General features: G+C 44.7%; 12 protein-coding genes and 1 pseudogene. 6 read left to right on the forward strand and 7 right to left on the reverse strand.

Annotation, left to right across the window (positions count from 1 at the left end):
• Positions 1 to 47: 47 nt before the first annotated feature.
• From VTAP4600_RS04170 to VTAP4600_RS04185, 4 genes and pseudogenes are all read right to left on the reverse strand, one after another.
• The gene (locus VTAP4600_RS04170; protein WP_102521640.1) at positions 48 to 1,166 is read right to left on the reverse strand and encodes a lipocalin-like domain-containing protein; all 1,119 of its coding nucleotides are present in this window, start codon (positions 1,164 to 1,166) and stop codon (positions 48 to 50) included.
• Complete coding sequence (locus VTAP4600_RS04175; protein WP_102521641.1) at positions 1,167 to 3,620, reverse strand: ABC transporter permease; 2,454 nt, start codon at positions 3,618 to 3,620, stop codon at positions 1,167 to 1,169.
• Positions 3,601 to 4,272 (reverse strand): ABC transporter ATP-binding protein, encoded by a 672-nt coding sequence (locus VTAP4600_RS04180; protein WP_102521642.1) that lies wholly within the window; start codon positions 4,270 to 4,272, stop codon positions 3,601 to 3,603. The genes VTAP4600_RS04175 and VTAP4600_RS04180 overlap by 20 nt, the downstream gene beginning before the upstream one ends.
• A gap of 129 nt (positions 4,273 to 4,401) precedes the next feature.
• Positions 4,402 to 5,750, reverse strand: a pseudogene (locus VTAP4600_RS04185) (MATE family efflux transporter).
• Between the two features lie 150 nt (positions 5,751 to 5,900).
• Here VTAP4600_RS04185 and VTAP4600_RS04190 point away from each other — a divergent pair.
• Positions 5,901 to 7,331 (forward strand): DUF2867 domain-containing protein, encoded by a 1,431-nt coding sequence (locus VTAP4600_RS04190; RefSeq protein WP_172443148.1) that lies wholly within the window; start codon positions 5,901 to 5,903, stop codon positions 7,329 to 7,331.
• A 126-nt stretch (positions 7,332 to 7,457) separates the two neighbouring features.
• Here VTAP4600_RS04190 and VTAP4600_RS04195 read toward each other — a convergent pair whose 3' ends face one another.
• Genes VTAP4600_RS04195 through rsuA form a run of 3 tightly spaced genes read right to left on the reverse strand, consistent with a single transcriptional unit; the run spans position 7,458 to position 10,071 of the window.
• Entirely contained in the window at positions 7,458 to 8,126 is a 669-nt protein-coding gene (locus tag VTAP4600_RS04195) for a DUF2913 family protein (protein ID WP_102521644.1), read from the reverse strand.
• Positions 8,126 to 9,316, reverse strand: coding sequence for a Bcr/CflA family multidrug efflux MFS transporter (locus tag VTAP4600_RS04200; protein ID WP_102521645.1), 1,191 nt, complete (start codon positions 9,314 to 9,316; stop codon positions 8,126 to 8,128). The genes VTAP4600_RS04195 and VTAP4600_RS04200 overlap by 1 nt, the downstream gene beginning before the upstream one ends.
• Positions 9,317 to 9,372: 56 nt before the next feature.
• Positions 9,373 to 10,071, reverse strand: coding sequence for a 16S rRNA pseudouridine(516) synthase RsuA (rsuA, locus tag VTAP4600_RS04205; RefSeq protein ID WP_102521646.1), 699 nt, complete (start codon positions 10,069 to 10,071; stop codon positions 9,373 to 9,375).
• A 72-nt stretch (positions 10,072 to 10,143) separates the two neighbouring features.
• Between rsuA and VTAP4600_RS04210 the strand changes: the two genes are divergently transcribed.
• The 5 genes from VTAP4600_RS04210 (at position 10,144) to rplY (ending at position 14,916) form a co-directional block, all read left to right on the forward strand.
• Entirely contained in the window at positions 10,144 to 11,877 is a 1,734-nt protein-coding gene (locus tag VTAP4600_RS04210; protein ID WP_102521647.1) for a DNA repair helicase RadD, read from the forward strand.
• A gap of 71 nt (positions 11,878 to 11,948) precedes the next feature.
• Entirely contained in the window at positions 11,949 to 12,338 is a 390-nt protein-coding gene (locus VTAP4600_RS04215) for a PepSY domain-containing protein (RefSeq protein ID WP_172443064.1), read from the forward strand.
• Between the two features lie 12 nt (positions 12,339 to 12,350).
• Positions 12,351 to 13,010, forward strand: coding sequence for a response regulator transcription factor (locus tag VTAP4600_RS04220; RefSeq protein ID WP_102521648.1), 660 nt, complete (start codon positions 12,351 to 12,353; stop codon positions 13,008 to 13,010).
• Positions 13,000 to 14,334, forward strand: a complete 1,335-nt coding sequence (locus tag VTAP4600_RS04225; protein ID WP_102521649.1) for an ATP-binding protein — start codon at positions 13,000 to 13,002, stop codon at positions 14,332 to 14,334. Before VTAP4600_RS04220 ends, VTAP4600_RS04225 begins: the two co-directional genes overlap by 11 nt.
• 303 nt (positions 14,335 to 14,637) lie before the next feature.
• Positions 14,638 to 14,916 carry a 50S ribosomal protein L25 gene (gene rplY / locus VTAP4600_RS04230; RefSeq protein ID WP_102523899.1) on the forward strand — a complete coding sequence of 93 codons (279 nt, stop codon included), beginning with the start codon at positions 14,638 to 14,640 and terminating at the stop codon, positions 14,914 to 14,916.
• The last annotated feature ends 62 nt before the right edge of the window (positions 14,917 to 14,978 follow it).

Consider the following 14,978-nt stretch of genomic DNA (forward strand, 5'->3'; position numbering starts at 1 on the left):
CCAGATACGGCTCTGTATCTGGGTTTTTTTTGATTATTCGACCTTGATCAATATCCGGTCAATTGCATCAAGCCTTTAGCCTCGTGAGAACCGGAAGCATAAATTGGCCCTTCCCAATATGGAATCGCAAACGAAAGCCACTGCTCTTTTCTCATCACGGTAGTTTCAAGTGAAATACCGAACTTAGGCACATTTATTGTCCATTGCAATGGCACTTTACGATTGTTGCTAAGCCTTTTCGTTGCCTTAGGTAGCATTTGGATATCTTCTTCTTTAAGAATAAATACGTCGCCCTTTTTATTTGCGAGCGTTCCAAACGTATAAGCAGGCTGGCTAACATGACGATATTGATTGACCATTAGCGTTGAGCCATCTTCAAGGCGCAGTGAAAATAAGTCCCAGCCTTGCTGTCCTTCTGCAAGTAGGCCACTGCCCCACTCTTTACTTAACCACGCATTACCTTCTACCCGAAGTGACTTACCGTCGACTTCAAGCTGACCTTTAACTCGAACAAATGGCGCCCCTACACTGAACGAAGCGACAGGTAGTAAATCGTGCTTAGCTTGATAACCACGATCACCGTTTAACACATAAGGCCCTGCGGCATAGTTAGCTAACTGCACAGAGAATTCATCGGTTTCCACATCTAACCGCCCAGGAAAAGGGGTTCGTCCCAAAGATTGCCAGTGCCAGTTATCGATCCATATTTTGAACGGCTTTTGCAACATACCCGCTTGGCCAATTCCACCACGGGCAATTCTCTGCTGTTTCCAGATATTGTCCTTGGATGTAATCACAAGGTGAGCGATGTAAATTTGAGGACTTTGCCAACCATTTGTTTCACGCTCATCACTCGCGACTCGAAAAAAGCTCCATTGAATCCCGTACTCTTCGCCTTCATCTGAAACTACGTTGGCGAAATAGTGCCACCATTCGTGCTGATACTCTGGATGAAGCCTAAAGTCCTGCGGCAACATCACCGAGGTATTGGGCAGCACAGGTTCAAACACCGCATTATTTGTCCCTAGCAGTACGGCATTCACTTCATTGCGTTCTTCTACTTCTATTTCGCCAAAAAAGGATTCATAAAAGACGGTTGCTATGCCGAGCATGATCATGCCAACAACCAGAATTTGGACTATTTTTGAATTAATCAATGACGACATCTAAAGTGCATCCCTTAACGACTTCATTGGCGTTCTTCGCAACATGTTGAAGACAGGCCAAGCTCCCGCAATCATCAAGGCGCAAAACGACCACGCAAAGGTAGACGCATATTCCCACGGAATCACTTCCAATTGCATCGTCCAACCAAATGACTGTTTAAGCACAACATCGATCATTAAATCCGCGAGGAGCAGCCCTAGAGGAATCGCAATAAGTGCAGAACAAATGCCTAATACCAACAGTTGCAACCCGCCGGTGAATACCAACTCTTTGCCAGAAACACCAAAGCACCTCAATAAGGCAATATGCCGTTGCCTTGATAGCTCACCTGCCAATGTTGAGAAAAACAGCCCAATAACGGCAATCACTAACGTAATGTTTCCAAGTGTTCCCGCAATACTGAAGGTGCGATCAAATACCCGCATTGCTTGCTGATGGATATTATTGTTGTCATATATTCGTTCAGGTGACAGCTTAAATGCATGCTGGAAGCGACGAAGTAAACCACTTGAACTTGTATCATCATGCAAAATAACACCTAGCCCAACGTCCCCTCGACCTGAGAAACTATAAAGCCAGTTACGATGAGACAACATCACTTGGTTGTATGGATTACCATAATCGTAATATATCCCAACAACTTGCCAGTTGCCGGTAGCCGGCTCTGGAAGCGAAATATAATCACCCGCTCGTATGTTCAATTTCAACGCCATCGACTCACTGACCATCACGCCTTTAGAGTGATGCAAATGGAACCAATAGTCTGGAATCGCAACTTTAACCGTCAGCGCTCGTTGTTCTCCATCAGAGTCGCCGGTACTGACCAATTGCAGCGCCCCGACTTCGCTTGGTAATTCTTTCTCCCAGCGCCACCAAACATCTTTAACTTCTGGCTGTTCCATTAACCAGGTTCCGATCCGAGAGGATAAGTTATTTGGTGGGGTAACATAGACATCGGCAGCCAATCTTTGAGTTAACCATTTATCGGTTGTTTCTCTAAAACTGCCTACCATGGTTTCGACACCGATATTGGTTGCCAGAGCCAGCATGAACGCCATTGACGCCACGCCTCTGTAACTCATACTTGCCGCGCTATCAGAAAAGAACCAACGAGCTTTTACCCAAGGCAGTGAGAATGAGAGACCATTAAAAAGCTTCCAAATCAAGTATGGCATTAACAAACCAGCACTGACCAAAATTAAAGCAATAAGAACGAAGCCTGATTCTTGGCTTTGCTCCGTCTGCATCACGGCAACAGCCGCAACACAAAATACGCACGCCGCCATGGCTTGCCAAGTAAACTCTCGGCCAGCAAAACGCATAACTGATAACCTCGAGCTCAATCGGATAGGTTGAGTTCTGAGCAGCCTAATGAGAGGAAAACTACACGCAAGTAAAGTACCTAAAATTGCCACCAATAGGCTCTGCTTACTCCATTCCCAGTCCCAGGCTAAAGAAAGGCCAACATTCGCATTATATAAGTCTTCTAAGCTTGCAGACACCGCGGGCAAGAGTTGGTTTGCAAGAAAGTACCCTAATACGTTGCCACAGATCCAGGAGACAAATATCCAAATAACCAGCTCTAGCAATAAAGCCGCTGTCAATTGATACACCGACACACCCGTTTGACGCAAAATGCCAACCAATGGTTGTCTTTGGATGAATGACAATGACATCGCCTGATAGAAAATAAACAAACCGACAAAAAATGCCAGCATCCCCATAGCCGTTAAGTTGGTATGAAATGCCAACGTCAAAGAATCGAGCTCTGCGTGCGTATTTTGAGATAGCTTCATCCCTTTAGGCAGAAGAGATTTTAACCTCTCCAGTTTCTCTTCAGGCATCTCGCCACAGGCAATGACTTCAAACCCTGGCCTCTTATTGAGCATTCTCAACAAGCCAATATCCGCGATGACTCGAGTACCTCTCAATAACTGGTCGTTATCAACCAATAGTGGCCCAAATAATGAACCATCCTTTAAGTGGACGTAGTCGCCATTCTTCCAATTAAGGTACTCAGCTAAATCGGCGCTAATCATGATTGGATATGGCGGTTCTTTTAAGCTCAGCGTTTTAATGTCTTTGAGCGTCGATCCCGGTTGAATCGCCAGCATGGCAATTGGGTCGACACCTGTAATGGTGAGCTCAACGTCAGAGGCGGTTTCAATTCGATAACTATCAAATGGCATACACTGCTGAAAGCCTTCTCGGCGTAGTTGCACATAAAAACCTTGTGGGATCTTACTGGTGTTTTGAACCGGCCTAATTCGATAAGGGAGAGGATTGGTAAAAAGTTTTTCGCCGGCACTGTAACTTTGCTTGGCATGGTGATTAATGGCTAGAACACCAACAAGCAACGACACACCCAGCGTCAGACCAAGCCATACAAGCACGATCTGAACAGGGTGACGACGATAGTGGCCTAGTAGCGCTTTAACTACGGGCCATAACATGCAATTGCCCTCCTTGGAGTCGAATAGACCCTTGCATGTGTTCAGCCACTTTTTGGCTGTGTGTTACTAGCAACAATGTGCATTCTAATTGGCGAGAAAGGGTGGTGAGTAAGCGCATTACTGCTTCAGCGTTTCGCTCGTCCAAGCTGCCTGTCGGCTCGTCGGCCAATAATATTTTAGGTTCCATATACAATGCACGAGCAATAGCCGCTCTTTGTTGCTGCCCACCGGAGATTTCTTCCGGATAACGGCCTAGAAGAGGCATTAAATCGAGTGCCGACAAAATTTGACGCCACAACCCTCTGTCTTCTTGTAAGCCTTTCAATTGACGACAAAAACGAATATTGTCCGCAACGTTAAGCGTGGAAAGCAAGTTAAACTGTTGAAAAATATGACCAATATTATTACGTCGATATGCGGTACGTTTGGTTTCTGAGGCTTCGTTCATCGAAAAGTTGGAATACATGATTTGACCAGAATCGACCTGATCGATACCAGCAATCAAATTGAGCAACGTACTTTTCCCCGAGCCACTTTCACCCATTAACGCGAGTTGCTGACCTTGTTCTAATGTCAATTCAGCGCCCTGCAAGACGGGATGGAATTCTCCACCATCAACATAACCTTTACAGAGTTCTGACAGGCGTAACATGCATTTACTCACACTTACTTGATAATAATTTGATATGGGAATCTACACTAAAACCCTGTTACTAGGAAGTGATTTGGCATCTAGATCACATTATATGCACAAGGTTTCACCACCCCAATCGATCAACATCTAATTTTCGATAAGATTACGCATCCACTTCTTGCTTTTTGTACGGGAAATTGAGCCAAACCATTTGATGACTTCCTCTAGTAAAAATAAAACGTAAATAGTCTCTGGAGCGAAGTCCAAATAGATGGCCGCTATTGCCGCCAAAGGAATGCCAATAATCCATTGCGCGAAGACATCTTGATACAAACAGAACTTTACGTCACCACCCGCTCGCAACACACCGACAATGAGCGCCATCGGTAATGAACGAATCACCACACCAATGCACAGTATCAAAATAAATTTATTAGAGAGCTCACGAGTTTCTTCTGTTAGCGCAGAAAACGCATTAAGCACATAAGATTGGCTAAAATATAATAACAGCGCAACACAGATGCTTATCATGAAATTGATCGCGACTAACCCAATGGCTCGGTAATACACGGAGTCGTACTCTTTTGCACCGAGTTGATTACCAACCAACACAGCAGAAGCATTGGATAGCCCAATAAGCAAACTCAACGAAATGGACTCAACCAGTGTCATAACTGCTAATGCCGCTAACCCTTGCGTACCTGTTTGCCCCATGATGGCGTGATACGCAAATAGCCCTCCAGCCCACGCTAGAAAGTTAAGCGTCGTCGGTAGAGAAATTTTTATAAAGCGAATCACTTTAGTCCAATCGCCATTAAGTGATTTTTGTAATATAAATAGCCAAACAGACAGCCGACTTCAATTAACCCACTGGCTACCGTTGCAATTGCTGCACCTTTGATGCCCATGGCAGGTATGCCAAACTGCCCGAATATCAGTACCCAGTTTAAAAAAATGTTAGATAAGATCCCTATCCCACTAAAAAAAGTACTCAGGCCTGGCTGGTGCATGGCACGTAACCCTACAGCCATACTCGCAATGCAGGCTACGTTAAACATACCAACAGCAGTAATAACAATATATTCACTGCCCAGCTGGTTAATCACATCTGATTCGGTCGTAAGCCCCATAATTTGACTTGGAAATAGCAGAAAACCAATGACCGTAACCGCAGCTGCTAACATGGCTATCAGCCAAGTTAATGCCGTGCTTTCTCGTACTCCGTCTCGATCTCCTGCCCCCCAGTATTGCGCCGTCAATAATGACCCAGCAGTGGTGATCCCGACGAGCATAATGGTCGTCACAAACATAGCTCTGCTCGCTACGCCTACCGCCGAGATTTCCGCCTCACCTAGCTGACCAAGCATTAAGACATCTACCAAGCCTCGGCTTGAGAACATGATGCTTTGCAATGTAATCGGCAGCGCTATTGCAAAGAGGCGTTTAACGAAGTCACCTTTGGTATGATGAAAGACTTGTCGAATTACAGATGTCATATGAACTCCTTTCCATCCGTGGTGCTAACTTGATGCTCTGTAAACAAGTCTTACCGCAAATATCAAATGTAACTAGCATCATATCAATCAATGGATTAAGGTTCTATAAAGGCAGAAGAAATACTCGGCGAGAGGTAAGATAAAATGACAATAAAACGCGTACTGATTGTTGGAGCTTCAGGGTACGTTGGATCGCAGTTAATTCCACTGTTATTAGAACAAGGATTTCACGTTACCGCAGCCGCACGTCATATTGATTATCTTCACTTACGTACTTCGCCACATCCAAATTTAACTCTTAGGCACCTAGATCTCACTGATCCCGTTGAAACCGATCTGTGTGTGCAAAACATGGACTGTGCTTTCTTTTTAGTGCACGGGATGGCAAAGGGGCATGATTTTGTCGACTACGAATTATCTTTAGCCAAAAACTTTCGTGACGCCGTAACTAAAAGTAAAATCCAGCATCTTATTTACCTTAGCGCTATTCAGCCCACAGGTGAAAGCTCCGAACACATACAAGCACGAAAAATGACAGGAAAAGTCTTGAGGGAATCTCCAGTACCCGTCACGGAACTGCGAGCAGGCATAATTATTGGGCCAGGCTCCGCTGCTTTTGAAATCATGCGGGACTTTGTCTACAACTTGCCAATAATCATTGGCCCAAAGTCTATTGAATCGACAGCAAACCCTATCGCTTTAGAAAACTTAAATGCGTACCTGCTCTTGCTAGTCAGCGAAATACCGGTCGATGATCGAATTTTTGAAGTTGGTGGCCCCGACACCCTAACCTACCGCCAACAATTTGAGATTATTTGCCAAGCAACGGGACGGAACAAAAAAATTCTATCCACCTCTTTACTGACTCCTTACTGGGCATCCCAATGGTTGGGGATGATCACATCGGTTCCATCAAACATAGGACGAGCGCTACTTTCAGGCTTAGATCATGATTACGTCGCCGACATAAGCCCTATATCGATGCGCTACCCTCAAACCTTGATCTCCTATAAACAAGTCGTTGAACACACAGTCGCACACGATGGTGAATATATAAGAAGTAATGTATGGGGCTTCGATCCCGCCGCGCTCACTCGATGGCAGCCCGGTTTTGGTTATTACCCAAAACAGACCGGAGCTTCTATTGAAACGACGTTAACTAAAGAACAGCTATGGGCCGTGATTTCTCAGCTTGGCAGTAAAAAAGAAGGCTACTTTTTCGCGAATGGCTTATGGCGAACCAGAGAGTGGTTAGACATTTTCTTTGGCGGCGGTAAACCAATAAGACGCAGACCTGAAGCTTCGGAGCTGAAAACTGGCGATTTTATCGACTCATGGAAAGTCATCCATTGCCAAAAGCATAGGTTTATTTCACTTCTATTTGGCATGAAAGGCCCAGGATTAGGCCGATTAGAATTCACCATTACCGATCATGGTTCAACTCGAGAACTCAACGTAACCGCATGGTGGCATCCAAAAGGGTTTTCAGGGTTACTGTACTGGTTTGCAATGATGCCAGCGCACTTGTTTATCTTTAAGGGAATGGTCAAGGCTATCGTTAACAAAGCGACTAAGTGCTAAGTGCTAAGTGCTCAAACCTTGGTGGAATGCTTTGAAATGGCAATTCAACAGTGACTCAACCGAATAAAAAAAAGCTCGCGAGGTGCGAGCTTTTATGGAATTTACTGTATAACGAAAATCGTAAATCTACGCTTTTTTAGAGAAACCGATTGGAATTTCAGCTAATTGGTTCGCATGGTTATTTGGAAAAACAAGATACTCACCATGATATTTCACGATGGATTTGTAGTCTGTCACCTTGTGTACCAAATAGCCTTGCTCTACCGCTAAACGGACAAACTCAGCGTGATTACCACGGACATACCAACTCATTGGCTTAACGAGTTCTTCCCCACCATCAAAGCAGCTATCGCATTGCTCGGCGCAGAGTACTAAAGAGCTGTCTCCTTCAGTTAAGATCTGCACTTTGCCTTTACCGGTTAGCTCGTATTCTGTAGAAACAGACCAGTTTTGCTCATCCATAAAATCTAAGAAAGCATCAATTTCTTTATCGATAACCGGTTTCACTGGCTGATCAAGTGGTACTAACTGATGGTACAAAGCAGAAATATTTTCAAACGTAGTTTGCAGGCCAACTTGTGTGCCTTTGCTGCGTCCTGACTTCTGCCAACGCGTCAAATCAGGCACGACACAACGGTCAAAACGATGACTCTTAAGAGACTTAGTCACCCAGCGAACCAAAAAGTGCGTATTACTAGCCGCAGCATTAATCAAGCGGCCTTTTTCGTGCTCCGCTGCCATTTCTTCTAAGGCAGAGTTAACCACTTTCTGGATTTCAACGTAGTATGTCGACATTATGCTTTTCTTCCTAACAACCAATAAAACAGCGCTGATAGAAGCGCACATAAACTCATAACAAAAATCATCGGAGCTGCACTATCACTTGGCATTACCGCCACTACTGCTCCTATTATTGAACCGGTACCAAAACGCAACGTACCCGCTAACGACAATGCGGTACCGGCCATGGTCGGATAACCACTTAACAACAGTGCCATGCTGTTACTACCAATTGTAGAAATAGTCCCCACAAAAAGCATAACAAATGGAACAATGCCCCATAGCCCTAAATCAAGTATCCAACCGACGACTAACCCGACACCCGCGAGAAGTTGTAACAACAATCCGAAGCGCAGCATCCAGTGCGAGCCCATTTTTTTGACTATTCGCCCATTTAAACTGGTCATGCCAATTAAACAAACCACATTAAGACCAAACAAGTAACCAAACTCGTCAGGGCTTACGCCATACAAACCGATGTAGACAAACGCGCCAGCAGTCAAAAAGGCAAACATGCCAGCAAACGAGAACGAACTCGACAGTATCAAGCCCATCGCAACCGGGTTAGATAACAACTTAAAATAGTTTGAAAAGGTAGAGCGCACCCTAAGCGGTTGTCGGTTTTCTTCCGCTAAGGTCTCCGGAATTTTCCACATAACAGCCGCAATCACAACCGCCGAGAAAATAGCCAGAACCCAAAAGATTGAACGCCAACCAAACCAAATGGCTAAATGGCCACCGATCATCGGTACCACTAGCGGTGCAACCGTCATAACTAACGTCACGAACGACATAGCCCGGGCAAAATCTTCACGATCGAACATGTCTCTAACAACAGCTTGAATGACCACTGCCGCTGCAGCCCCTGCAAAACCTTGCGCAGCGCGGATCCAGGTTAATGAATCGATGCCTGTCGTCGTGGCGCTCACCATTGAGGCTATCGCAAATAACACCACGCCAATAATAAGTACAGGCCGACGTCCATAACTGTCTGCCAGTGGGCCATGTAATAACTGCCCAATGGCAAAACCTGCCGTATAAGCCGTTAAGGTTATTTGCACTTCACCAGCTGTCACACCTAGATCTTTTGCGATCGAGGGCATAGCTGGAAGGTACATGTCGATAGCGAGTGGCGTTAGGGCACCAATGGCACCCAATACAAAGAACAGTACCCAGCCTAACTGAGGGGATTGTCGAGTCGGCATAACACTCCTAACAAAAATGAGATGAAAAAAGTGCAGGGTTCAACAAAACAGGTCGGCTATTTTTTCCAAACCGAATCGATTTCTTCTTGAGTAAGGTATCGGTATTCGCCCGGTTCCAATGACTCATCAAGTTCAATGGCGCCTATGCGTTCACGATGAAGTTCTTCTACTTTGTTGCCAAGTGCAGCAAACATGCGTTTAACTTGATGGTACTTACCCTCATGGATGGTAAGTAAAACTTGGTGGTCGTCGATTACTTCGAGATGAGCAGGAAGTGTTGGTTCTTTTTCACTTCGCAGTTCAATACCCTGCAGGAACTGATCAACATACTCCGGTTTCACTGGATCAGCAAGCCAAACGCGATACGTTTTTTCGCACTTATGCTTAGGCGACGTAATGCGGTGAGACCACTTACCGTCATCTGTAATGAGTACCAAACCTGTCGTATCCACATCTAGACGACCTGCAAAATGTAAGTTCTCCATCTTCACTTCGTCTAATAACGTAAATGCCGTTGGGTTTGAACCGTCTTCATGAGAACAAACAAAGCCGTCAGGCTTAAATAACATGATGAATTTCGGGCCTTGCTTGGCAATAACACGATCTTGCCACTGCACTTCGCAATCATCAGTCACTTTAAATGAACCGGATTTTGTCTTGTCGCCATTTACTGTTACATCACCACTTTTGATGATTCGAGTTGCTTCTCGGCGTGTTGCTCCAAGGGAGTCACATAAAAATTTATCTAAACGCATGAATACCTCACAATGCTAAGTGCGCTATTATAGAGGGCTTCACCACATTAGTTGAGCCTTTTCACACTTTTTATGTTTACTCTTCGTCCGTACCAAGCCGATTCCGTAAAAGCGGTGATTCATTACTTCCGAAAAAACAGCACACCCGCCGTGATCGTTTTGCCTACGGGAGCGGGAAAAAGCCTTGTTATTGCAGAGCTTGCACGCCTAGCTAAAGGCCGTGTACTGGTCATGGCACACGTAAAGGAACTGGTAGAGCAAAACCATGCAAAATACGAAAGTTATGACTTGAAAGGGTCTGTTTTTTCAGCTGGGCTCGGGCGAAAAGAAACCGATCAGCAAGTGGTATTTGCATCCGTACAGTCTGTAGTACGAAATTTAGACTCTTTTGCCAATCAGTTTTCTTTGCTGGTTATCGATGAATGCCACCGAGTGCCGGACGATGAAAAAAGCAGTTATCGCAAAGTCATTAGCCATTTACAGTCCATCAATTCAGGCATCAAGGTACTGGGGTTAACAGCCACCCCCTACCGATTAGGGATGGGCTGGATCTATCAGTATCACACAAGAGGAATGGTCCGTAGCGAAGAAAAGCGCTTCTTCCGAGATTGTATTTTCGAACTGCCTATTCATTATCTTCTCGATGAAGGCTTTCTAACGCCAGCTAAGCTAATTGATGCTCCCGTACTGAGCTACGATTTCTCACAAATCAAACCAACCAACACCGGGCGCTATAAAGAGTCCGAAATGGACATGGTAATTGAACAGTCTAAAAGAGCGACACCACAAATTGTCGAGCAAATCCTCAATTACGCCAAAGCGTGCAAAGGCATTATGATCTTTGCCGCTACCGTTCGGCACGCTCAAGAAATATTAGGCTTACTACCAGAAAGTGAATCAGCGTTAGTGATTGGCGACACACATACTCTAGAGCGTGACCGCATCATCAATGCGTTTAAAAACCGCGAGATCAAATACCTGGTCAACGTTTCCGTATTAACCACGGGGTTTGACGCTCCACACGTCGATTTGATTGCCATTTTGCGCCCGACAGAGTCCGTTAGCTTATACCAACAGATAGTCGGCCGTGGCTTACGACTTTCAGACGGTAAGAAAGAGTGTTTAGTTCTGGATTACGCGGGTAACAGCTACGATCTATACCAACCTGAAGTGGGCAACCCAAAACCAGATAGTGACAGTGAAATCATCACCATCCCTTGCCCTGCGTGTGGCTACAATAATAACTTCTGGGGGAAACTCGACAGCAATGGTTTCCTAATCGAGCACTTTGGGCGTAAGTGCCAAGGCTATTTTGAAGATGAAGACGGCGTACGTGAACATTGTGATTACAGATTCAGGGCCAAATACTGTAATGAATGCGGCGCAGACAACGACATTGCCGCGCGAATATGCCACGAATGCGACGCAACCTTGGTAGACCCTGACAAAAAACTCAAAGAAGCCCTGAACCTAAAAGATGCCTTAGTCTTCGAATGCACTGATATGGTGTTGAGTGTCTATAAAGACGATAAAGGTAAATCCCAATTAAAAGTGACCTATAAAGGTGACAACGACGCACAAGTGCATCAGTTTTGGTCTTTAACCACTAAGAAGCAAAAACAGAACTTCTTAGATCAATTTGTTCGCCCTCACCTTGCAGACAAACACCGACCATTTGATGCTACTAGCCCAACTAAAGTCGTCAACAATCAACATCGATTTCGTCTGCCTCAATTCGTTATCGCCAGGAAAGTCGGCCGATTTTGGAAAATGCGCGACAAAATTTTTGACGATGAGCTAAATTAACCGCTGATTCACTTTATATTCATACAACCTTGATTATAATTTTTAAAATATTAGGCCTTGTAGGTAACCGTATGTTTCGCAAATTAATTATTACAGCACTATCAATGAGTGCTTTAGGGCTGGGGCTCGCTGGCCCGGTTTTAGCTCAATCTGATGCTGAGAAACTTGTGGTCGACGTCCCTGCTAATGGAACTCGCATTGAAATAGATGAAGATCAAGACGAAGTTTACGACGCAGTGCGAGAAGGGAAAATACAACCTTTTTCCGCACTGTATGCCGCGATTGGCGCACAACTCAATGGTCGAGTCATAAAAGTCGAACTCGAAGAAGACGACGATGAGTGGATTTACGAACTGAAACTCATGCATGAAAACAGCGTTATACGCGCAGAATACAACGCAGCCACATTAGAATTAATGGAATTGCGCGGTCGTAATCTAAATAGTGTCATTAAAAAATAACGGTAGATCCCAATGAAAGTACTGATCGTAGAAGACGACCAACGTCTAGGACAACAAATCATGGACACCCTTGAGCAAGCCGGCTGGGTGCCTGAACTTTCACAAGATGGTATTGATGCATTATACCGAGCCACGTCAGAAGTATGGGATGTCATTGTCTTGGATCTTGGTTTACCAAAAATCGATGGTTTGACCGTACTCAAGGGGATCCGCGATGAAAACATTAACACGCCAGTCATTATTTTAAGCGCGCGCGACACCTTATCCCAACGCGTAGAAGGCCTCAATGCAGGCGCAGATGACTACTTAACCAAGCCGTTTGAAACGGTTGAGCTAATAGCGCGTATTCGTGCCCAATTGAGACGAGCTTCAGGTAATGCTTCCCCGGTAATGCAGGTTGGCGATTTAAGCCTTGATACCCGTACCTCCAAAGTACTTTGGCAAGGACAAGCTGTAAGCCTAACCGCCTTAGAATATAAAGTGGTCGCCTACTTTATGCATAACGCAGATAAAGTCATCTCTAGAACAGAGTTGGTTGAGCACATTTATAAGCAAGATTTTGACCGTGATTCAAATACCATTGAAGTATTCATTGGCCGTATCCGTAAAAAAATTGCCCCTAAGATCATTGCCACCGTTCGTGGACTAGGATACCGACTCAATGCCGACTAGGCCCAAGTTTGCCAAGCACCTAAGCCTCCGTAATCGACTTCTGGCTGCCGCCGCTTTATGGCTAGGCGTCATGATTTTGATTGCGGGCTTACTCATTCCGAATTTAATCAAAACCTACTTAGAAGACGATATAAAAAGCCAGTTAAGCCTCTCGATGGATGAACTTACCGCTAACCTCGATGTTTCCGATACGGGGCAATTGGTGATGCCTTATAGACTGTCTGACCCGCGTTTTTCTCAGCCGTACAGTGGCCTCTATTGGATGGCAAGCTCTGAGCATCAAGTGTTACGCTCTCGCTCACTCTGGGATCAAGTCATCAAATTCAAACGTTTTCATAGTGCAATTGGTGCGAACGGTGAAAAGCTCATTTCTATCCAGCGCGATATTTACTTACCCGACTTTTCAAAGCCAATTACCATCACGATCGGCACAAACGATGACGCGCTAGAGCACACATTAGATGCACTAACAGGTCAACTCTGGCTAATACTCAGTCTATTATTTGCCGGTGTGCTTATTTTGATTGGGTTCCAAGTCACTTGGTCTTTAAGACCGCTTGGTAAAATGCAAAAAGAACTCAACTTGCTAAAAGACGGCAAACAAAATCAATTAGATGGTGATTATCCAAAAGAAATTCAGCCTCTTTTAACCGACCTTAATGCGCTGTTGTTTCATTACCAAGAACTCCTAGCCCGAGCAAGAAATCACGCTGGTAATCTTTCTCACGCCCTGAAAACACCAATCTCAGTACTAAAAAACGAAGTTGCTCAACTGCCACCAGAACAGCAGAGAAAAATGTGCCCTCCTCTGATGGAGTTACAACAACATATAGATTACCACTTAGGACGTGCTCGTATGGCAGGTTCTATGAACATTCTATCGGTAAGCAGTTTACCTAGTGAGCGAGTCGATGCCATCTCTCTGGCGTTCGATAAAGTTTATGCACAACGCGACATCATCCTGATTAATGAAATCGATACTGAACTGCAAGTCGCCGTCGAACAAGCCGACTTAGACGAAATGCTCGGTAACCTATTAGAAAATGGCTATAAGTGGGCACAAAGTCAGATAAGAGTTCACTCAAAAGAGAGCGACGGCAAGCAAGTTCAACTGATCATTGAAGATGATGGACCTGGCATTGATAAATCGAGTTACCAAGAAGTATTAAAACGTGGTGTTCGCTTAGATGAAAGTACACCAGGTACGGGACTGGGGCTTAATATCGTCTGTGAAATGGCACACAGTTACCGTGGATCATTAAACTTAGACTCTAGTGAGCGTGGAGGCTTGAAAACCATACTGACACTTCAAATTCATAAGTGAACAGCGTAATTTTTCTTGTTTCCCGCACAAAGATTGCTCTAACACCTTACAATCCTTAAACCCGAATAACTGTCTGGAATCTAACCACTTTACGCGTTCATTCAAACATATTGAGCAAGGGAATCGAAAAAAGCTAAATTTAGTCTGGATTAAGCCTGAAACTCTTGCTCTGGTTAGGATTGAGTGATAGTATCCGCGCTCGTTCCAATCATCACTACCAATGAAGATTGTGAACCACGCATTGCTAACTGGGTCGCTACGTTAGCAATGAAGTTTAATTTTACTATTTTGAGAGTAAATACAATGAAATTTGAAGCAGTAGTACGTACTGAACTAGGTAAGGGTGCGAGCCGCCGCCTACGTCACGCTGGCCAATTCCCAGCAGTTGTTTACGGTGGTGAAGCAGCACCTGTATCTATCGCGTTAACTCACTCTGAAGTTATCACGCAAATGGATAAGCCTGAGTTCTACGAAACAATCACTCTTGTGATTGATGGCGCAGAAGTTAAGGTTAAGCCACAAGACGTTCAACGTCACGCGTTCAAGCCAAAAGTTGAGCACATGGATTTCATCCGCGTATAATTCTTTTACCCAAAAGAATTTACAAAGATAGAAACCCTATCTTTTGCATATAAGACTATCGG

The organism is Vibrio tapetis subsp. tapetis (assembly GCF_900233005.1).
GTDB lineage: Bacteria > Pseudomonadota > Gammaproteobacteria > Enterobacterales > Vibrionaceae > Vibrio > Vibrio tapetis.

Coding starts and splice junctions, on each gene's coding strand:
- VTAP4600_RS04170 (WP_102521640.1), bottom strand. CDS start 1,166: ATGTCGTCATTGATTAATTCAAAAATAGTCCAAATTCTGGTTGTTGGC.
- VTAP4600_RS04175 (WP_102521641.1), bottom strand. CDS start 3,620: ATGTTATGGCCCGTAGTTAAAGCGCTACTAGGCCACTATCGTCGTCAC.
- VTAP4600_RS04180 (WP_102521642.1), bottom strand. CDS start 4,272: ATGTTACGCCTGTCAGAACTCTGTAAAGGTTATGTTGATGGTGGAGAA.
- VTAP4600_RS04195 (WP_102521644.1), bottom strand. CDS start 8,126: ATGTCGACATACTACGTTGAAATCCAGAAAGTGGTTAACTCTGCCTTA.
- VTAP4600_RS04200 (WP_102521645.1), bottom strand. CDS start 9,316: ATGCCGACTCGACAATCCCCTCAGTTAGGCTGGGTACTGTTCTTTGTA.
- rsuA (WP_102521646.1), bottom strand. CDS start 10,071: ATGCGTTTAGATAAATTTTTATGTGACTCCCTTGGAGCAACACGCCGA.
- VTAP4600_RS04210 (WP_102521647.1), top strand. CDS start 10,144: ATGTTTACTCTTCGTCCGTACCAAGCCGATTCCGTAAAAGCGGTGATT.
- VTAP4600_RS04215 (WP_172443064.1), top strand. CDS start 11,949: ATGTTTCGCAAATTAATTATTACAGCACTATCAATGAGTGCTTTAGGG.
- VTAP4600_RS04220 (WP_102521648.1), top strand. CDS start 12,351: ATGAAAGTACTGATCGTAGAAGACGACCAACGTCTAGGACAACAAATC.
- VTAP4600_RS04225 (WP_102521649.1), top strand. CDS start 13,000: ATGCCGACTAGGCCCAAGTTTGCCAAGCACCTAAGCCTCCGTAATCGA.
- rplY (WP_102523899.1), top strand. CDS start 14,638: ATGAAATTTGAAGCAGTAGTACGTACTGAACTAGGTAAGGGTGCGAGC.